The following is a 19,240-nucleotide window of genomic DNA, read 5'->3' on the forward strand; positions in this document are numbered from 1 at the left end:
ACGATCATCGGCGATACGGTGTGGAACAACACCGTCAAGTACACGACGCCGGACTTCAAGGGGTTCGCCGCCACCGTCATCTACGGTCTTGGCGGCGTGGCGGGTTCACCGGGCGTCGGTAATCTCGGCGTTCACCTGAACTATCAAGGGCATGGCCTCACGGCCGTGTTGTCCGGCCAGCGCGTGCGGTATACCGCGGCAGGGCCGGTCGGCGCGCAGTACGCCTATCTGGCCGGCGCGGCATACGACTTCAAGCTCGTCACGCTCTACGGCGCGTGGGCGATGACGAGCGACGCGAGTACGCCGACCGGCAGCCACACCTACGAAGCCGGCTTGTCGATCCCGTTGTCACCGGCCGATTTCCTGCTCGCGGAGTGGGCGCGCACGAAGCGGTCCGGCGCTACCCCGGCGGCCGGCAGCCTGCGGAATACCGCGTCCGTCGGCTACAACCACCTGCTGTCGAAACGGACGGACCTCTACGCGGTTTACGCTTACGACAAGCTGAGCGCTCACCCCACCGGCAACACGTTTGCGGTGGGCATTCGCCACACGTTCTGATTCCCGCCCGCATCCCCTCCAACGCCTCGCAGCGCCAAATCCTTCCCTGAACGGGAGGTCGCGTTTATGATCCGCCATGCAAGCGGTGGTCGCTGGAATCGTCTGGTTGGTCGCACAACCATTCCGTTCCTTCGGCACCGCTTTCCTTTTGTGCTTAACCTTCACACGAATTCACGAAGATCCCATGCAACGCGTGGTCTCGTCGTCGCCGAATCGAAAGCGATCTGTAAACAACAATGCTGCCGACCAGTTATAACGCGTTGCTCGTTCTTCTTTCGCTGCTGATTGCCATATTGGCGTCCTACACCGTGCTGGACATGGCTGGGCGCATCAAGAGCGCTCAGGGGCATGCCGCACGGTGGTGGCTGGTCGGCGGGGCTTGCGTGATGGGCACGGGCATCTGGTCGATGCATTTCGTCGGCATGCTCGCTTTCGCGTTGCCGATTCCACTCGGATACGATCCGGCCATTACCTTGCTGTCGTTGCTGATCGCGATCGTCTGCTCCACGGGCGCACTGTGGCTCGTCTGCCGGGACACGCTGAAGTGGCGCCGGCTGTGCGGCGGGGCCATGTTGATGGGGGCCGGCGTAGCGGGCATGCATTACACGGGCATGGCGTCGATGCGCATGTCGCCCGGCATCGGCTACGACCCGTTGCTCGTTTGCCTGTCGGTCGCGATTGCCGTGGTCGCATCGGGCGCCGTGCTGTGGATCGTATTCATCCGGCGTGCCAACTCGTCGCGCGTGCGCCTGCTCAACCTGGGATCGGCCGTCCTGATGGGCGCCGCCATCGCCGGCATGCACTATACCGGGATGGCCGCCGCCCGCTTCCCGCTGGGCAGCATCTGCGGGGCAGCCGGCTCGCGCATGGACGCCGGCTGGCTGGCACTGGTCATCATCGTCGCCACGTTGGCCATACTCGCCATTGCGTTGATCGTCTCCATCCTCGACCTGCGTCTGGAGGCCCGCACGGCGGTACTGGCCACGTCACTGGCCGCAGCCAACCAGGAATTGACGTATCTGGCGCTGCACGACAACCTCACCAAGCTCCCCAATCGCGTGCTGCTCGAAGACCGGATCGATCAGGCGATTCAGGGTGCCGACCGCGAGCACGGAAGCTTCGCGCTGATGTTCATGGACCTCGATGGATTCAAGGCGGTCAACGATGCCTATGGTCATCACGTCGGCGATCTGTTGCTGGTCGACGTGGCGCGGCGCATCGGCGCGAACCTGCGTTCGCAGGACACGATTGCCCGCCTGGGGGGCGACGAATTCGTGCTGGCCGTGGCGGTGGACGAGCCCGCGGACGCGGCCGACGTGGCGGACAAGATATTGGCGGTGATCCGGAAACCGTTCCGCGTGTCCGAACACGAATTGCGCGTGTCGGCCAGTATCGGCATTGCGCTCTATCCCGGCAACGGCAGCGATTTCCGCGACCTGATGACCAATGCCGATGCAGCGATGTATCACGCCAAGGCACTCGGCCGGAACGCGTACTGTTTCTTCGAGGCATCGATGAACGCGAATGTCCGCGAGCACCTGAAAATCGTGCAGGAGCTCCGTCTGGCGCTGGAGCGGCGTGAACTGGTCCTGCACTACCAGCCGAAGTTCGACGTCCCGCACGGACCGATCATCGGCGTCGAGGCGCTGTTGCGATGGATGCACCCGACGCGCGGTCTCATTTCACCCGATCAGTTCATCCCGATTGCGGAAAAGACCGGCTTGATCGTGCCGATCGGCGAGTGGGTGCTGGACGAGGCCTGCCGGCAGATGCGCGTGTGGTGCGATGCAGGTCGAACCGACTGGACGATGGCCGTCAACCTGTCGCCGCTGCAATTCGGTCACGCGAGCCTGATCCGGGTCGTGGAGGCCACCTTGCAGCGGCACGCGCTGGAGCCGCACTGCCTGACGCTGGAGATCACGGAATCGACCGCGATGCGCGATGCGGACGCCAGCTTGAGAATCCTGCAGCAGCTTCACGACATGGGCGTGCGCATTTCCATCGACGACTTCGGAACGGGTTATTCAAGCTTGCTGTATCTCAAACGCTTGCCGGCCAGCGAGCTCAAGATCGACCGCGGCTTCATTCGCGATCTCGAACACGATACCGAAGACGCCGCGATCATTTCGGCGATCGTCGCCCTCGGCCGGGCACTGGACCTGAAGATCGTCGCGGAGGGCGTTGAAACGACGGCCCAGCAGCAGTTCCTGACCCAACTCGGCTGCAACTCGCTGCAGGGCTTCCTGCTCGGGCGCCCGATGCCGGCGGATCACTTCGTCGAAATGACCGCGCACGGCAACGGGATCAACACCATTTGAGCGTTTTCCGCTCCCGGCGTGGCGGTAGCGCATGCAGGCACCCGTGTGCCGGGCGCGTCGGCAAGTTCCGTTTCGATGAAGGCCGACGAATGAACGATTCGGAATCGGTCGCCGAGGCCCCGCACGGACGCGCCGTTACGCCACAGCCGGAAAATCGAGCTTCGTATCGTTCACGCGATTGACGAGGTTCGTGAACGTGATCGATGCGATGGCGAGACTGATCTCGATGAGCTGGCGTTCCGTATAGCCCGCTGCGCGCACCGCATCGACGACCGCAACGGGAACCGTGCCGTGCGTGCCGACGAGCGTACGGACATACGCGACCAGCGCGTCCCGCGCGGCGTCGCCGGTTGTCGCGCCTGCGCGCACCTGCTTCATCTGATCACTCGTCAGGCCTGCCAGCTTGCCCATCAGCGTGTGAGCGGCCACGCAGTAATCACATCCCGCGTATTCGCTGACCGTCAGCTTGATCACCTCGATATCGGCCTTGCCGAGTGTGCTTGCCGCGACCGCCGCATCGAATGCCAGCGCCGCGCCGAGCGCTTCGGGGCTTTGCGTGCCGATGGTTGCGTAGGCGTTGGGCACCTTGCCGACAGCCTTCTTGATTTTCGCGAACACTTCAGCGGTCGCGCCGGTTGCCTCTTCAGGGCGAATGGTGGTGAGACGGGACATGATCGACTCCTTGCTTCATGGTTGAACGGTTAGCCATGTCGTATGGCATGGGAGTCAGTGTAGGGATGCGCGGCGGTTTCTTTAATGCCATACTGCCGCAACTCCATGCTCAAACGTCTCATATGGAAATGCTCGACCGATTGCTGTCGATGATGCCGGTCACCGGGCGACTTGACGTGCGGTGCCACTTCGGTGCGCCGTGGCGCATCGACCATCCCGAGTCGAGCGAGTGGGAACTCCCTTATCACATACTGTTGCGCGGCGAGGCTGTCGTCGAGTGCGAGACGCACGGAGAAGACGAGCCGACGCTCCGGATGAAGGCCGGCGACATCGTGGTGTTTCCCTCCGGCAGTGCCCATCGGCTGCACGACGGCAGCGGCGACGCGCCGCGCGCGGCGCGCGAGCGGCACAGCAACGGCCTGACCGTTGCGACGAACGGCAGCGCCGACGCGAGCACCGATGTGCTGTGCGGGCGCTTCGTGCTGCCGGCTGTCCCGCAGCAGTTGCTGCGCGACCATCTGCCTCGACGTCTGCTCGTGAGCAGCGTGACCGCGGGCGATGGACCGACGCGCGACGCCGCGTTTGCAGCCACGCGGCTGGCGCGGGTCATCGAATTGATGCGGGAGGAAGCGCTGGAGCAACGCGCCGGCAGTGCCGCGGTCGTGGATCATCTGTCCGGCGCGCTGTTCGCGTTGACCCTGCGCAGTGCGTCCGAGGCGGACCACGCGCCGCGCGGGCTGCTTGCGCTGGCACAACGTCATCGGCTGCAGCCGGCTCTCGCGGCCATGTTCGACGAGCCAGAAAAGCCTTGGACACTCGCACAGCTGGCCGAGCGGTGCCACATGTCGCGCGCGACGTTCGCCCGCCATTTCGACGAGGCGATCAGCCGCTCGGCAACCGATGTCCTGACGGAAATCCGCATGGCACTTGCCGGGCGCAAGCTGGCGCAAACGACGATGTCCGTCGCGGAGATCGGCGAATCGGTCGGATATCGATCCGAGGCCGCGTTCCAACGGGTGTTCAAACGGCAGGTAGGCATGACGCCGGCGAAGTGGCGCATGCGATCGTCGAGAACCGCGGGGCCGGACGCGCATTCATCCTGACGCACGATGCTTGCGCGGCGTTCGCCTGCCGGTTCCGTCCGGGATCGACGTTCGCACGATCGCCTGCCTGCGGATCGGATTCGCGATGCTGTCGAATTCATCGCGGCCGGCCCACGACCGCGCAGCCGTCGACGATGCATGGTGCATGCACGGAAACGATCGTCGCGCACCGACCTCGCACGCGGAACGGATTCGAAATTTTGCTATGCTGGCCGCCGCCATGCGGCGACATGGATGCGCGCGATGCGCGTGCGGACAGGTTCACTTCACCCGGATATCTTTCATACATGGACAGGCTCCAGGCCATGACCACCTTCGTCACGGTGGTCGAGACGGAAGGGTTCGCATCGGCGGCGCGCAAGCTGAACGTATCGCCGTCGGTGATCAGCCGCGTGATGACGGAACTCGAGGAATATCTGGGTGTGCGGCTTCTGACGCGGACGACGCGCGTGGTCCGCATCACCGATGCGGGCGCGTCGTTTTACGAAGACTGCCGGCGAATTCTGGCGGACATCGACGCGGCGGAGCTTTCCGCCACCGGCACCGGCAATACGCCACGCGGCCAGCTCACCGTCACGGCGCCCGTGCTGTTCGGCAAGAGCTATGTGACACCGATCGCGCTCGAGTATCTGGAGCATCATCCTTTCGTCAATCTCAACTGCTGGTTTCTGGACCGCGTCGTGAATCTCGTCGATGAAGGTGCCGACGTTGCAGTGCGTATCGGCGAACTTCCGAACTCGTCGCTGCAGGCGATCCCGGTCGGCAAGGTACGCCGCGTGCTGTGCGCTTCTCCCGCTTATCTACGTGCGCACGGCACGCCGCGGCATCCGGACGATCTCGCGGCTCATGTCACGATTCAGGCGACGGGCATCACGCCGGCGCCGGAATGGCGCTTCCGTGCGCGGGACAAGACGCTCACCGTCCCTATCCAGCCACGCCTGCTGACCACGACGAACGATTCCGCGATCGCCGCGGCGACGGCCGGCCTCGGAATCGTGCGCCTGCTGTCATATCAGGTGGTCGACGAGCTCGCGCAAGGCACGCTGTGCGTGCTGCTGGCCGAGCACGAACTTGCTCCGCTTCCGGTTCATGTCGTGCATCGGGAGGGCCGGCACGCGAACCGGAAAGCGCGCGCCTTCATCGATCTCTGCGTCGAAAGGCTGAGAGCCAAAGCGCCGCTGTGGTCCGCCTAGCTGACACCGGCGAGTCGGCACGGCGCGCGCGCGGCCGTTCTGGTGGCAACGCATGCACGTTCCGTATGTAACGGACCCTACAGGCCGAGATCGCTCAGGCCGGGATGATCGTCGGGCCTGCGCCCGAGCGGCCAGAAGAGCCTCCGGTCGGCCTCGGCGATCGGCAGATCGTTGATGCACGCATGGCGGTGATGCATGAGGCCATCGTCACCGAATTCCCAGTTCTCGTTGCCGTATGAGCGATGCCAGTTCCGCTCGTCGTCGTGCGACGAGGGTTCAGAATTACACGTCGAGCAGCAGACGGTCGCCTCCGCCCGATTCGCGATGCGCGGGCACCGCGCAGCAGATCAGCGCTTCGTCGTCCGATACCTTGAATTCCGGCGCGACCGGATACGTCACCGCGCCTTCGACGATCCGGGTGCGGCAGGTGCCGCAACTGCCCCCGCGGCACCCGTATTCGGGCGTCAGGCCGCGCGCCTCGGCCAGCTCCAGCAGCGAGCCGCTGCCCGGCTGCCAGCGCGCTTCCTTGCCCGACTTGACGAACGCGACGGGTGTCGGCGTATCCGCCGGCGCGCGCAGTGGGGCACTTGCGCCCGAATCGGCTCGACGCTTGAGCCCGGAAGGGCCGAACGGCTCCGCGTGGATCCGGTGGTCCGCCACGTTCAGGTCGCGGAGCTCGTCATAGACCGCCTGCATGAAGCCCGACGGTCCGCACAGATAGAAGTCGTAGTCGTCGAACGGCAGCGTGGCGCGCAGCAGGTTCGCATCGATGCGGCCCGCGACGTCGAACTCGTCGCCTTCCCGCGCGCCGGTCGCGTCCGACAGGACGCGCACCACGTTCACGGCGCCGTTCGCCGCCGATGCGAGCTGGCCGATCTCGTCACTGAACGCGCGCTCCTTCACGGAGCGTGCGGCGTGAAAGAACCAGGTCTTGCGCGTGCCGCGCTTGCGCGCGCCTTCGTAGACGATGTGACGCAACATCGCCAGCATCGGCGTCACCCCGACCCCTGCCGCCAGCAACACGGCAGGACGGCGCTCGAGCGCATCGATCGTGAATTGCCCCGCGGGCGCTCGGACGTCGATGTTGTCACCGACCTGCACCACGTCATGCAGATGCGACGACACGCGGCCTTCGCGCTTTACACTGATGCGATACACACCGTCCGACGGCGCGCTCGACAACGTATAGGTCCGAATGAGCGGATCGCCGTCTTCCGACGGGTTCACGCGAATCGGCACGTGCTGGCCCGCCAGGTGCGGTACCAAGCCGGCACCGTCCGCGGGGTCGAGCTGGAACGAGCGGATCAGCGTGCTCTCGTCGGTGATTTTTGCGACCCTGAACGGACGCCACGCCCGCGCCAGTTCGGCGGCGCTCAGGCGGCTCGCGGCCTCGTCCCAGCTCCCCGTCATCAGCGAGTTGGGCGACCAGCCTTCCGCGCGGAACGTCCAGCGCAACGGCAGTGCGCCGGCGCGAAAAACCACGCGGCGCGGCTTGAAGCGCCACAGTCGCTCCGCGCCCTGAAAGGCGGCGATCTCGGGCGAATCGAGGTCGACTTCGGCTTCACCGGTCATCTGCAATACGTCGCCGGTTTCGAAGTCGGCGAACACGATGCCCGCGCGCGGATTGACCCGAAAATTGCCGAGTGTCGCGAAGAACAGGTTGCCGGCGAAATCCGGGATCGTCAGCACGCCGTCGTCGCCGATGCGCACGAACCCCGCCTTGCCGCCGCGATGCGAAACGTCGACCTGACGCTCGGCGCCGTCGCCGACGTAGGACGCGACGAACAGCGTGTCGGCAGCCGCGATGATCGCGCGGGCGCGATCGTCGAGCCGATCGCTTTGCTCCGGTGCGATCGCGGAGAACGTATCGGGTTCGCGTACGAAGGCGAAATCGCGCAACTGGATGTATTGCGGGCAGTTGCCGAAGCTCTGCACGACGTCGAGATCGAATGCGTGCGTCTCGCCGCGACGGATCACGCCGTTCAGGCGATTGCGACGCCGCGTATGCAGTTCGATGCCGAGCAGGCCGATCGCCGCGCCGTCGTGCGTGCCGCTGGCAGCCGGATCGTGCGGATCGAATACGGTGTCGATGCGCAGGCGCTTGTCGTTCGGCGACTGCATGAAGCCGGGGCGGCCGAATGCGAACGTCGCCCATACATCGCCGTCGTCGGCCACCGCACCGACGACGACAAAGGGCAACTGCGCGAAGAACGCCCGATGTTGGTCGGGCATGTGGTTCCTGACGAAGCGTCGTCCCACGCTGTCCATCTTCTGCATGACGCCCGTCTTTTCCTGCAGCTCGAGTTCGCCCCGATGCCACGGCGAGCTTGCTTCATTCGATATCGTGCTCACGATGTGTCTCCCGGACAGAATCTGCACAATGACGCGCACGGCGCCCCTTGACGCGCCGGTGTCGCCCGCCGGCACCGCGCGGGCAACGGGCCGGCCTCGCTCACGCAGCCGCCGCGAGCCCGACCGGCGTCTTCACGAACTCGACGAAACCCGGCAACGCCTCGATGCGGCGCAGCCACGTCGCGACGTTCGAATAGCCCGACAGGTCCACATTGCCTTCGGGTGCGCGGGCAATGTAGCCATACAACGCGACGTCGGCGATGGTGGGCTTCGACCCGACGATGAAGTCGCGCCCCGCGAGTTCGGCGTCGATGAGCGCGAGGATGCGATGCGCGCGGGCGATCACTTCGTCGGCGTCGAACTTCGCACCGAAGACCGTGATGAGCCGAGCGGCGGCCGGGCCGAATGCGATCTCGCCGGCCGCGACGGACAACCAGCGCTGCACGGCGGCTTCCTGCACCGGCGATTGCGGGAGGAAGTCGCTGTTGCCCGACGTGCGGGCGAGATACACGAGAATGGCATTCGAATCGGCAATCACGGTTTCCCCGTCGACCAGCACCGGCACCTGACCGAAGCGGTTCAGCGCCAGAAATTCAGGCGACTTGTGCGCGCCGGCGGCCAGGTCGACTTCAATCAGTTCGTGTTCGATGCCGAGCAGCGAGATGAGCAGGCGTGCGCGGTGCGAATGACCGGAAAGCGGGTGAACGTAGAGCTTCATGACGGTTTCCTTTTGGGCGGGGTGCGATGAGCAGGTCTCATCGCTTGCGGCAAGTGTAGAAACTCGACGGTTGCGACAGAATCCCCGCCGCGGAGAATGGATCGTTCTCGTTTCGAGAATAGTCGGACGAAAGCTGAGGTTGCACCGCCGGCGCGTTGCCGGCCGGCGCGCTTGCGGCCGCCTCGAGGAACGCGTCGACGGCTGCACGGCACATGACCGGTGTGTCCGCACCGGGGCAAGGTGGCACGCGGCATCTGGCGGCCGCCTTTCGGCGTCGATCGAGTATTCGTGCGGGGACGCGCGGAATCGAGTGTGAGGGGGGCGGAGTGGGAAGCCTTGCGGACATTGGCTTACATCAGGAGCACGATCCAAAATTAAACGAAATGTGATCACTCTCCGCCGCAAAATTTTGCACAATGACGGCAGCGCGGCCTTCCGCCGCGATTCGACCCGGGCCGATCGCCCGTCGACCGCCATTATCGAACCCCGCTCCGACGCGCCGCCATCCACCGCCATGGACCAACCGAAACGCATCCTGATCGTCGAGGACGACGCCGACATCGCCGACGTGCTGAGCCTGCACCTGCGCGACGAGCGCTACGAGGTCGTGCACAGCGCGGACGGCGCCGAAGGGTTGCGCCTGCTCGAACAGGGCAACTGGGACGCGCTGATCCTCGACCTGATGCTGCCGGGCGTCGACGGCCTCGAGATTTGCCGACGGGCCCGGGCGATGACGCGCTATACGCCGATCATCATCACGAGCGCGCGGTCGAGCGAGGTGCATCGCATCCTCGGCCTCGAACTCGGCGCCGACGACTACCTCGCGAAACCGTTCTCGGTGCTCGAACTCGTCGCGCGCGTGAAGGCGCTGCTGCGGCGCGTCGATGCGCTCGCACGCGATTCGCGGATCGACGCGGGCACGCTCGACGTCGCGGGGCTGGCGATCGACCCGATCGCACGCGAGGCGAGCGTCGACGGCGCGCGCCTCGACCTCACGCCGCGCGAATTCGACCTGCTGTATTTCTTCGCGCGGCACCCGGGCAAGGTGTTCTCGCGGATGGACCTGCTCAATGCGGTGTGGGGCTATCAGCACGAAGGCTACGAACATACGGTCAACACCCACATCAACCGGTTGCGCGCGAAGATCGAGGCCGATCCGGCCGAGCCGGTGCGCATCCTCACCGTGTGGGGGCGCGGCTACAAGCTCGCCGCGCCGGGCCAGCGGGACGCGTGATGAAACTCACGCTCACCCGGCGGCTGTCGCTCGTGTTCTCGATCCTGCTGATCGCGTGCTCGGGCGCGTCGGCATGGCTGCAGATCCGTGCGAACGACATGCGCGAGAAGGAGGTCGTGCAGGCGCTGTCGCGCGACCTGGCCACGAACATCGCCAACAGCGCGCCGCTGATGGACGCGAACGGGCTGCGCCCCGACGCAGTGCGCACGCTGTTCGGCCAGTTGATGGGCGTGAACCCGAGCGTCGAGGTGTACCTGCTCGACAACGCGGGGCGCATCAAGGGTGACGATGCGCCGCCGGGCCACGTGAAGCGCGACCGCGTCGATCTCGCGCCCGTGCAGCGTTTCATCGCGGGCCAGCCGCTGCCGATCCTCGGCGACGATCCGCGCAGCCCGAACGCGCGCAAGGTGTTCAGCGCCGCGCCGCTGCAGCGCGCGGGGCAGCCGCCGTCGGGCTACATCTACGTGGTGCTGCTCGGCGAGGCGCATGACCGGCTCGCCGCGCGCGTCGACGCCGGCAACGTGCTGCGCACGACGCTGTGGTCGATGGCGATCGTCGCGCTGCTCGGCCTGCTCGCGGGCCTCGTCGCATTCAGTTTCATCACGCGCCCGCTGCGCCGGCTGACGGCCGCGATGCGCGCCTTCGACGCGAACGGTGCGCCTGGCGCGCCGGGTACGCCCGACACGCCGCCGCCGCCGGTGCTGCGCTTGCCGCCGGGCCAGCGCGGCGACGACATCGCGGTGCTCGAATCCGCGTTCGCGCAGATGGCCGACCGGATCGGCGATCAGTGGCGCGCGCTGACGCGCCAGGACCAGCAGCGGCGCGAACTGATCACGAACATTTCCCATGACCTGCGTACGCCGCTCACGTCGCTGCACGGTTATCTGGAGACGCTGTCGCTGAAAGCCGACACGCTGCCCGAGCCCGAACGGCGGCGCTACCTGTCGATCGCGCTCGCGCAGAGCGCGAAGGTCGGACGGCTCGCGCAGGCGCTGTTCGAGCTCGCGCGGCTCGAATCGGGCGGCGCGCAGGCCGAGCGCGAGCCGTTCTCGCTCGTCGATCTCGTGCAGGACGTGTTCCAGAAATTCGAGCTGGCCGCGCAATCGCGCGGCGTCGCGCTGCATGCGCGGATTCCGCCGCGCGTGCCGGTGGTGTCGGCCGATCTCGGGATGATCGAGCGCGTGCTGACCAACCTGCTCGACAACGCGCTGCGGCACACGCCTTCGCATGGCGAGATCGAGATCGCGCTGGAGCCGCAGGGCGACCGCGTGATCGTGACCGTGTCGGATACCGGGGAGGGGATTCCGGCGGCGCGGCGAGAAGGGCTGTTCCAGCGGCCGCAGCGGCCGACGGGCGGCGGCACGGTGACGAGCGGCGGGCTCGGCCTGTTGATCGTGCACCGGATGCTCGCGCTCAACGGCAGCGGCATCCGGCTCGTCGACCGGCCCGGGCGCGGCGCGGTGTTCGAGTTTGCGCTGGCGGTCGCGTCACCGGCGGCGGGCGACGCACGCTGAGCGCGAGCGGCGGCGTCATCCGCCGCGCTTGCGCCGCACGTCGCTCGGCGTCGTGCCGGTCCAGCGCTTGAACGCGTGGCGAAATCCCACGGCATCGCTGAAGCCGAGGGTCAGCGCGATGTCCTCGGTGCTGAGCGTGGTCGTGCTGAGGTAGTCGATCGCGAGCGCCTTGCGCACGCTCGTCAGCAGTTCGCTGTACGACGTGCCTTCGGCTTCGAGCTTGCGGCGCAGCGTGCGCGACGTCATGCACAGGATCTCGGCGATCGCGTCGATGTCCGGGAATTGTCCCGGCGTGCGGGTGAGTTCCTCGTAGACGCGCCGCGTGATGCCCGACTGGCTGCGCAATTCGTCGAGCAACTGCGCGCAGTGCGACGACACCTGCGCGGCGGTGATCGGGTTCGCGAGCTGCGGCGCGCGCGCGAGCCACGCCGCCGGATAGCTGAGCACGTGATGCGGCTGGTCGAACGCGATCGGGCATTCGAGCGCGTCGGCCAGCAGCGCGCCGTGCGGCGGCCGCGGCTGCGCGAACTGCGCGCGCGCCGGCACGCACCATCCGCCCATCACGTCCTTGATGATCGTCACGTGCAGCGCGAACTGCATGTCGATCAGGAAACGGTACAGCGGCTCGTCGAGATCGGGCAGCGCGACTTCGTGCCGGTCCGGGAACAGCCACGATGCGGTATCGCCCTGTTCGACCCAGCGGATCGGCAGCATGCCGTTCGCGAGCCGGTGATACTTGACGGCGGAATCGAACGCATGCGCGAGCGATTCCGAGCACAGCATCGCGTAGCCGTACATGCCGTAGCTCGACGCGTGCAGCCGGCGGCCGACGCGCACGCCGAGATCGGTGCCGTCGTACCGGCCGACCGCATTGCGCGCGGCCGTCAGGAACTGCAGCGGCGACGTGAGCGCAAACGGGTCCGCGACGTCGGCCGGCGCGAGGCCGGTGCCGGCGAGCACCGTCGCCGGGTCGAGGCCGGCTTGTGCGGCCACGTCCACCAGCACGGCCAGCTTGGCCGGCGTGAAGCGCTGCTCGCGCAATGCGTGGGCGGAAGCGGCGTCCGGCAGCCGGGCGGGACGGCCGGGACGGGCGTCGGTCGGTTTCAAGAGCGCACTGCGCGGCATGGCGGGTTCTGCGTCCGAATCGATATCGTTGACGGCACGCAATTCTGCGCGGGAACGGTCCCATCCGCCACCGGGTTCACCCTGATACACGCCGGCGCCACGCGGCATCACCCGGGCTGGAAGACGCCTGCCTGCCGCGCGAACGGGTTCGCGAGGCGGCTCCACGTACTGCTCCGCGGGGCAGTCAGCCCCGATCGCCGGGATGCGCGCGCAGGATCGCGTCGGCGAATTCGACGAAGCCGCTGCCGCCCGGGCCTTGCGTGATCCAGCGCGGCAGCGCGGGCAACTGCGGCAGATACTCGACCACGGTACTCATGCCGGCCGTATGCGCGAAATGGCCGAACATCGGCGCGTCGTTCGTGGAGTCGCCCGAATAGGCGACGCAACCGGGCGCCGCACCGGCATCGACGCCGAACGTATCCGCCAGCACGCGCAGCGACATCGACAGCTTGTCGTACCCGCCGACCCAGCCGATCACCCACAGGTTGTTGATGGTCGCGTCCGCGCCGGCCTCGATCAGCGCGTCGAGAATCCGCTGGTCGTGGTCGCCGCCGCTGCGGGCGTACGCGAGCGACGTCAGGCGGAAGTCCTGGTCGTCCGCGTGGCGGGCGGCGGGGACGGCCTTCCCGACATGCTGCGCGATGCGCCGGAGCGCGTCGCGCGCGTCGTCGAGTGCATCGTCCGCATGCCAGTAACGGCGCTCGGCGCCGTGTCCGTCCGCGCCGCGCCGGATGAAGAGCCCGCCGTTCTCCGCGATCACGCCGTCGACCGGCCACATTCGCGCCATCTGGTCGCACCAGCCGGCCGGCGCGGCGGTGACCGGAATCACGCGGATGCCGCGCGTCTGCAGCCGCTCGAGCGCCGCATAGGTCTGCGCGGCCAGACGACCGCGATGGGTCAGCGTTTCGTCCATGTCGGTCAGCAGGAATCGAACGGACGAGAAGGTGTCGGCGGGGGCCAGGGCGAGCGGCTGCATGGTCTGGGCGAATGAGGGACGGTCGTCGATTATGAGGAACGGCGGCACGCCGCGCCATGCCGCTTGCTGCTTTGCAATTCGCGCCCGGGAATATGCGCGTGGCGGCGTCCGGCGGGGTTGCCGGGACACGCCGGCGTGCGCGCGTGTCCGTTTCGATCATGTTTTCGGCCGCCCGGATCATTTGCAAAGCGCGTCGCGCGGGCGATAGTCGCCGGTCAGGCGGCGGCCCGCGTCCTTCGGGCGTGCAGGCCGCCGTGCGAACGGTACGCAGGCTGGCGTGCCGTCCAAAGAGGAGTGAGACATGACGAAGAGACACTGGATCGGGTCGTATGGCTCGATCCCCGCCGAGATCGACGCCGATCGCCATCCTTCCGTCAGCGCGCTGCTGGACGACGCGATGCGCCGCTTCGCCGATCGTCCGGCGTTCCATGCGTTCGGCCGCACGCTCACCTATGCCGACGTCGAGCGCCTGTCGACCGCGCTGGCCGCGTATCTGCAACAGGTGGTCGGCGTGCGCAAGGGCGATCGCGTGGCCGTGATGCTGCCCAACGTGCTCGCGTTCCCGGTCGTGTTCGTCGCCGTCGCGAAGATCGGCGCGATTCAGGTCAACGTGAATCCGCACTACACCGCGCGCGAGCTCGAGCATCAGCTCAACGACGCGGGGGTCGAGGTGGCGGTCGTCTGCGGCGGGTCGATGGGCACGTTCGCCGACGTGGTCGGCCGCACGCGCGTGCGCACCGTGCTGAGCGTGGGGCGCGAGGATCTCGGCGTCGTCGATGCGCCGGCCGGCACGTGCGACGCGCTGCCGCCGGGTTCGACCGCGCTCGCGCAAGCCCTTGCCGCCGGCGAATCGCTCGCGTGCGAGCCGGTCGCGCTGAGCGGCGCGGACCTGTTGCTGCTGCAATACACGGGCGGCACGACCGGCTTGTCGAAGGGCGCGGCGCTGTCGCATCGCAACCTCGTCGCGAACATCGCGCAGTTCGCGGCGATCGTGTCGGATGCACGCCGGCCGGGCGAGGAAGTCGTCGTCACGGCGATTCCGCTGTATCACATCTTCGCGCTGACGGTGAACTTCCTGTCCTACTTCGCGATCGGCGCGCAGAACTGGCTCGTCGCGAACCCGCGCGACATGGACGGGTTCATCGACGTGCTGAAGGCCGCGCGGCCGACGGTGTTCGTCGGCGTGAACACGCTGTACGCGGGGCTTGCCGGCCATCCGCGGCTGAAGGAGGTCGACTGGTCGCGGCTGAAGCTGTCGGCCGGCGGCGGCGCGGCGGTGATCGACGTGATCTCGTCGCGCTGGAAGGCGGTGACCGGCAACTTCATCCGCGAAGGCTACGGGCTGTCGGAAACGTCGCCGGTCGTGTCGTTCAACCCGCAGGCGATCGACCGGTTCACGGGCACCACGGGCCTGCCGTTGCCGTCGACCGACGTGAAGCTGCTCGACGACCAGGATCGCGAGGTGGCGATCGGCGAAGCGGGCGAGATCTGCGTGAAGGGGCCGCAGGTGATGAGCGGCTACTGGCAGAAACCGGACGCGAATGCGGCCGCGTTCACGGCGGACGGCTATTTCCGCACCGGCGACGTCGGCATGTTCGACGCGGCCGGCTTCCTGCGGATCGTCGACCGCAAGAAGGACATGATCATCGTGTCCGGCTTCAACGTGTACCCGAACGAAGTGGAAGCGGTCGCGACCGCGCTGCCGGGCGTCGCGGAATGCGCGTGCATCGGCGTGCCGGACCCGCGCACGGGCGAGGCCGTCAAGCTGTTCGTGGTGCTCGCGCCGGACGCCGACGTGACGGAAGCGCAACTCGTCGCGCATTGCCGCGCGAGCCTGGCCGCGTACAAGGTGCCGAAGCTCGTGCGCTTCGTCGACCGGCTGCCGAAGTCGACGGTCGGCAAGATCCTGCGCCGGGAACTCAGCCGCACCGACTGATGAAGACGACGCGCCGCGCGGCCTCGGCTGCGCGGCTCGGTGCGCCGACGACCCCGAAGGTGGCGCGCGGGCCGCTCAAGTACAATGCGCTCGGTTCGATCGACGGGGACGCGATGACCGGCTCAGATTCACTTTCCGCCCGGCCCGGGCGTGCGCTGCCTTCGCCGAGCGCGACGGTGCCGATCTCGCTCGTCAACGGCTTTCTCGCGAGCGCGGGCGTGCAGCGCGACGTGGTCGAGCGCTACCTGCGCGGCGCCGGCATTCCGATCGAGCTGCTCGGCGAGCCGCATGCGCGCGTGACGGAGGAGCAGTTCTCGACGCTGTACCGCACGCTCGCGATCGACCTCGACGACGAGATGCCCGGCATCTTCTCGCGGCCGCTGCGCGGCGGCACGCTGAAGTACCTGTGCCTGAGCCTGCTCGATGCGCGCAACCTCGAAACGGCGCTGCATCGTTTCGGGCAATTCTTCCATATCCTGCTCGACGACTTCTTCGTCGAATCGAAGCGCGACGATCTCGTCGCGCAGGTGCTGCTGCGCCCGAACGACGCCATTGGGCCGATCGGCGCGCTCGGCCAGGAGCTGATGCTCAAGCTCGTGCACGGCGTGTGCTCCTGGCTGATCGGCCAGAAGATCCCGCTGCTGCAGATCGAGTTCGCGTGCCCGCGGCCGCGCCATGCGGTCGATCACCTGTACTTCTTCACCGGCGCCGTGCAGTTCGACTGCGCGCGCACGCTGATGCGCTTCAGCGCCGATTATCTCGACGCGCCGATCCGGCAGAGCAAGCGCAACCTGAGCAAGTTCCTCGCGCGTGCGCCCGGCGACTGGATCTTCGAATCGTTCAGCGAACAGCTCGTGTGCCACCGCGTGCGGCAGTACCTGTCGGCCGCGCTGCCGGATCTGCCCGTGATCGACCAGGCGGCCGAGCACCTGCATTGTTCGGTGCGCACGCTGAGCCGTCACCTGGCCGCCGAAGGGACGACGTTCCAGGTGCTGAAGGACGAGCTGCGGCGCGATATCGCGATCCAGCGGCTGACCGACACGCCGGACACGATCGCGGCGATCGGCGCCGATATCGGCTTCGACGATCCGAGCGCGTTTCATCGCGCGTTCCGGCACTGGACGGGGAGTACGCCGGGGACGTACCGGCGTCGGGCGTGACGCGGGCGCGGGGCGGTAAGTCGCAGCTTTCCGGATCGAATCCCATAAGCGGCTCCCTTGCGGTTTTCATGGCCGTTTTTTCGGCGGACACTCCCATAACCGGCGCCCCTTTGCTGCTCGAGCCGGGCAGGCGGGCGCGCGCTTGATCGCTTTTTTGGCGCGCTTTATCGCGATTTCCGATGCGGGCAAATCGGGCGCTGACGCCCGCCAGACGGGCTTCTCCGCCGCATGCGGGGGGCGCCGCCCGCGCGCGACGTGGCCGATTTTGTCACCATGTGGGCCGGATATGACAATGAAAATCCGGCACCCCGGCGTTAGGATGGCCCATCACGTCGCCGGTTCTGGCCGGTTTTGCCGTACCGTACCCCCGGCGCCCTATTCACCGCCTGATTGGAACATCGACCATGAGCTATAACGCCCCCGTCAAGGACATGCTGTTCGTGCTGAAGGAACTCGCGGGCATCGACGCCGTTGCGCAGTTGCCGGGTTTCGAGGATGCCGGTTACGACACGGCGCAGGCCGTGCTCGACGAGTCCGCGAAATTCTGCGGCGAGGTGCTGGCGCCGCTGAACGTCGAAGGCGACCGCAACCCGAGCAGCTGGAAGGATGGCGTCGTGACCGCGACGCCGGGCTTCGGCGAAGCGTTCCGCCAGTTCGTCGAAGGCGGCTGGCAGGGGCTGCAGCATCCGGCCGAATACGATGGCCAGGGGTTGCCGAAGCTGATCGCGACGCCGTGCATCGAGATGCTGAACGCGTCGAACCTGTCGTTCGCGCTGTGTCCGCTGCTCACCGACGGCGCGATCGAGGCGCTGCTGACGGCCGGTACCGACGAGCAGAAGCAGCGCTACGTGCCGAAGCTGATCTCCGGCGAATGGACCGGCACGATGAACCTGACCGAGCCGCAGGCCGGCTCCGACCTCGCGCTGGTGCGCTCGCGCGCGGAGCCGCAGGGCGACGGCACCTACAAGGTGTTCGGCACCAAGATCTTCATCACGTGGGGCGAGCACGACATGGCGGACAACATCGTCCACCTGGTGCTGGCGCGCACGCCGAACGCGCCGGAAGGCGTGAAGGGCATCTCGCTGTTCATCGTGCCGAAGTTCATGGTCAACGACGACGGCTCGCTCGGTGCGCGCAACGACGTGCACTGCGTGTCGATCGAGCACAAGCTCGGGATCAAGGCGAGCCCGACGGCGGTGCTGCAATACGGCGACCACGGCGGCGCGATCGGCTATCTCGTGGGCGAGGAAAATCGCGGCCTCGAATACATGTTCATCATGATGAACGCGGCGCGCTTCGGGGTCGGGATGCAGGGGATCGGCGTGGCCGACCGCGCGTACCAGAAGGCGGCCGAATTCGCGAAGGAACGCGTGCAGAGTCGCCCGGTGGATGGCTCGGCCAAGCAGTCGGTGACGATCATCCATCACCCGGACGTGCGCCGGATGCTGGGCACGATGCGTGCGCTGACCGAAGGCGCGCGGGCGCTGGCCTATGTGGCCGCCGCGCACAGCGACATTGCCCACCGCCATCCGGACGAGGCGACGCGCGCGCGTCATCAGGCCATCTACGAATATCTGGTGCCGGTCGTGAAGGGCTGGAGCACGGAGATGGTGAACGACGTGGCGAGCCTGGGCGTGCAGGTGCACGGCGGGATGGGCTTCATCGAGGAAACCGGCGCCGCGCAGTACTACCGCGATGCACGGATTCTCGCGATCTACGAAGGCACGACCGCGATCCAGGCGAACGACCTCGTCGGCCGCAAGACGCTGCGCGACGGTGGCGCGGTTGCCAAGGCGCTGATCTCCGAGATCGGCGAGACCGTCGCGGCGCTCGGCAAGCTGGACGGCGCGGCGGCCGCCTCGATGAAGGCGCAGCTGGAGAAGGGCGCACGCTCGCTGTCGTCGGTGGTGGACTACGTGCTGGCGAACGCGAAGCAGGACCCGAATGCGGTGTTCGCGGGCAGCGTGCCGTACCTGAAGCTCGCGGGCGTCGTGCTGTGCGGATGGCAAATGGCGCGCGCGCTGCTGGCCGCTCACGCGAACCGTGCGAGCGACGTTGCGTTCTTCGACGCGAAGATCGCGATCGCGCAATGCTATGCGGAGCACGTGCTGGTGCAGGCGGGCGCACTCGAGGCGTCGATCGTCGGCGCGAAGGGCAACGAGAGCGTGCTCGCGTTGACGGAAGACCAGTTCTGACCCACTGACGGTCGGGACGCAGCAGGAGACAGGATTTTGACCACACAGGACTTGCTCGCGCAATACGGCCCGCGCGAATCGATGGAATACGACGTCGTGATCGTCGGCGGCGGCCCGGCCGGGCTGTCTGCCGCGATCCGGCTCAAGCAGCTGGCCGCCGAGAAAGGCACCGAGATCGGCGTGTGC

The 19,240-nt window shown here is 67.2% G+C and carries 15 protein-coding genes and 1 pseudogene; 10 read left to right on the forward strand and 6 right to left on the reverse strand.

Features of this window, described 5'->3' with window-relative positions:
* On the forward strand, nt 1–558 hold a 558-nt coding region (locus H3O04_RS23360), incomplete at its 5' end, for a porin (protein ID WP_202588525.1).
* A gap of 236 nt (nt 559–794) precedes the next feature.
* Nucleotides 795–2,876, forward strand: coding sequence for a bifunctional diguanylate cyclase/phosphodiesterase (locus H3O04_RS23365; protein ID WP_006481456.1), 2,082 nt, complete (start codon nt 795–797; stop codon nt 2,874–2,876).
* Between the two features lie 135 nt (nt 2,877–3,011).
* Here H3O04_RS23365 and H3O04_RS23370 read toward each other — a convergent pair whose 3' ends face one another.
* Nucleotides 3,012–3,548, reverse strand: a complete 537-nt coding sequence (locus H3O04_RS23370; protein WP_202588526.1) for a carboxymuconolactone decarboxylase family protein — start codon at nt 3,546–3,548, stop codon at nt 3,012–3,014.
* Between the two features lie 122 nt (nt 3,549–3,670).
* Between H3O04_RS23370 and H3O04_RS23375 the strand changes: the two genes are divergently transcribed.
* Together H3O04_RS23375 and H3O04_RS23380 are read left to right on the forward strand one after the other, a co-directional pair.
* A complete protein-coding gene (locus tag H3O04_RS23375) occupies nt 3,671–4,651 on the forward strand; it encodes a cupin domain-containing protein (protein WP_034175553.1) in 981 nt (326 codons plus the stop codon).
* Between the two features lie 287 nt (nt 4,652–4,938).
* Nucleotides 4,939–5,844 carry a LysR family transcriptional regulator gene (locus H3O04_RS23380; protein WP_124592497.1) on the forward strand — a complete coding sequence of 302 codons (906 nt, stop codon included), beginning with the start codon at nt 4,939–4,941 and terminating at the stop codon, nt 5,842–5,844.
* Between the two features lie 77 nt (nt 5,845–5,921).
* On the opposite strand, the pseudogene H3O04_RS23385 reads toward H3O04_RS23380, so the two are convergent.
* The 3 genes and pseudogenes from H3O04_RS23385 to H3O04_RS23395 all read right to left on the reverse strand — a co-directional run.
* A pseudogene (locus H3O04_RS23385) lies at nt 5,922–6,110 on the reverse strand (DUF1348 family protein); the annotation flags it as partial.
* Between the two features lie 16 nt (nt 6,111–6,126).
* Nucleotides 6,127–8,196 carry a 2Fe-2S iron-sulfur cluster-binding protein gene (locus tag H3O04_RS23390; protein ID WP_006481451.1) on the reverse strand — a complete coding sequence of 690 codons (2,070 nt, stop codon included), beginning with the start codon at nt 8,194–8,196 and terminating at the stop codon, nt 6,127–6,129.
* Nucleotides 8,197–8,296: 100 nt separating this feature from the next.
* A complete protein-coding gene (locus H3O04_RS23395) occupies nt 8,297–8,914 on the reverse strand; it encodes a glutathione S-transferase family protein (protein WP_124478445.1) in 618 nt (205 codons plus the stop codon).
* Nucleotides 8,915–9,428: 514 nt separating this feature from the next.
* On the opposite strand from H3O04_RS23395, the gene H3O04_RS23400 reads away from it, so the two are divergent.
* Nucleotides 9,429–10,148 (forward strand): response regulator transcription factor, encoded by a 720-nt coding sequence (locus H3O04_RS23400; protein WP_011545754.1) that lies wholly within the window; start codon nt 9,429–9,431, stop codon nt 10,146–10,148.
* A complete protein-coding gene (locus tag H3O04_RS23405) occupies nt 10,148–11,662 on the forward strand; it encodes a sensor histidine kinase (RefSeq protein ID WP_202588527.1) in 1,515 nt (504 codons plus the stop codon). Before H3O04_RS23400 ends, H3O04_RS23405 begins: the two co-directional genes overlap by 1 nt.
* 15 nt (nt 11,663–11,677) lie before the next feature.
* On the opposite strand, the gene H3O04_RS23410 is transcribed toward H3O04_RS23405, so the two are convergent.
* On the reverse strand, nt 11,678–12,787 hold the full coding sequence (locus tag H3O04_RS23410; RefSeq protein ID WP_043888515.1) for an AraC family transcriptional regulator: 1,110 nt from the start codon (nt 12,785–12,787) through the stop codon (nt 11,678–11,680).
* A gap of 184 nt (nt 12,788–12,971) precedes the next feature.
* On the reverse strand, nt 12,972–13,763 hold the full coding sequence (locus H3O04_RS23415; RefSeq protein WP_202588528.1) for an HAD-IIB family hydrolase: 792 nt from the start codon (nt 13,761–13,763) through the stop codon (nt 12,972–12,974).
* A 301-nt stretch (nt 13,764–14,064) separates the two neighbouring features.
* Here H3O04_RS23415 and H3O04_RS23420 point away from each other — a divergent pair, with 301 nt between their 5' ends.
* From H3O04_RS23420 to H3O04_RS23435, 4 genes are all read left to right on the forward strand, one after another.
* Nucleotides 14,065–15,699 (forward strand): AMP-binding protein, encoded by a 1,635-nt coding sequence (locus tag H3O04_RS23420; RefSeq protein WP_202588529.1) that lies wholly within the window; start codon nt 14,065–14,067, stop codon nt 15,697–15,699.
* Complete coding sequence (locus tag H3O04_RS23425; protein WP_051647813.1) at nt 15,699–16,859, forward strand: AraC family transcriptional regulator; 1,161 nt, start codon at nt 15,699–15,701, stop codon at nt 16,857–16,859. The genes H3O04_RS23420 and H3O04_RS23425 overlap by 1 nt, the downstream gene beginning before the upstream one ends.
* A gap of 404 nt (nt 16,860–17,263) precedes the next feature.
* Nucleotides 17,264–19,054 carry an acyl-CoA dehydrogenase gene (locus H3O04_RS23430; RefSeq protein WP_202588530.1) on the forward strand — a complete coding sequence of 597 codons (1,791 nt, stop codon included), beginning with the start codon at nt 17,264–17,266 and terminating at the stop codon, nt 19,052–19,054.
* Nucleotides 19,055–19,090: 36 nt separating this feature from the next.
* The coding region (locus H3O04_RS23435; RefSeq protein ID WP_124636892.1) for an FAD-dependent oxidoreductase at nt 19,091–19,240 on the forward strand (150 nt) is incomplete at its 3' end.

The sequence above is a fragment of the Burkholderia sp. KCJ3K979 genome, assembly GCF_016759955.1.
Classification (GTDB): domain Bacteria; phylum Pseudomonadota; class Gammaproteobacteria; order Burkholderiales; family Burkholderiaceae; genus Burkholderia; species Burkholderia orbicola.

What these genes read in the sequence shown, in the direction of transcription:
- H3O04_RS23365 (WP_006481456.1), top strand. Translation starts at nt 795, where the DNA reads ATGCTGCCGACCAGTTATAACGCGTTGCTCGTTCTTCTTTCGCTGCTG.
- H3O04_RS23370 (WP_202588526.1), bottom strand. Translation starts at nt 3,548, where the DNA reads ATGTCCCGTCTCACCACCATTCGCCCTGAAGAGGCAACCGGCGCGACC.
- H3O04_RS23375 (WP_034175553.1), top strand. Translation starts at nt 3,671, where the DNA reads ATGGAAATGCTCGACCGATTGCTGTCGATGATGCCGGTCACCGGGCGA.
- H3O04_RS23380 (WP_124592497.1), top strand. Translation starts at nt 4,939, where the DNA reads ATGGACAGGCTCCAGGCCATGACCACCTTCGTCACGGTGGTCGAGACG.
- H3O04_RS23395 (WP_124478445.1), bottom strand. Translation starts at nt 8,914, where the DNA reads ATGAAGCTCTACGTTCACCCGCTTTCCGGTCATTCGCACCGCGCACGC.
- H3O04_RS23400 (WP_011545754.1), top strand. Translation starts at nt 9,429, where the DNA reads ATGGACCAACCGAAACGCATCCTGATCGTCGAGGACGACGCCGACATC.
- H3O04_RS23405 (WP_202588527.1), top strand. Translation starts at nt 10,148, where the DNA reads ATGAAACTCACGCTCACCCGGCGGCTGTCGCTCGTGTTCTCGATCCTG.
- H3O04_RS23410 (WP_043888515.1), bottom strand. Translation starts at nt 12,787, where the DNA reads ATGCCGCGCAGTGCGCTCTTGAAACCGACCGACGCCCGTCCCGGCCGT.
- H3O04_RS23415 (WP_202588528.1), bottom strand. Translation starts at nt 13,763, where the DNA reads ATGCAGCCGCTCGCCCTGGCCCCCGCCGACACCTTCTCGTCCGTTCGA.
- H3O04_RS23420 (WP_202588529.1), top strand. Translation starts at nt 14,065, where the DNA reads ATGACGAAGAGACACTGGATCGGGTCGTATGGCTCGATCCCCGCCGAG.
- H3O04_RS23425 (WP_051647813.1), top strand. Translation starts at nt 15,699, where the DNA reads ATGAAGACGACGCGCCGCGCGGCCTCGGCTGCGCGGCTCGGTGCGCCG.
- H3O04_RS23430 (WP_202588530.1), top strand. Translation starts at nt 17,264, where the DNA reads ATGAGCTATAACGCCCCCGTCAAGGACATGCTGTTCGTGCTGAAGGAA.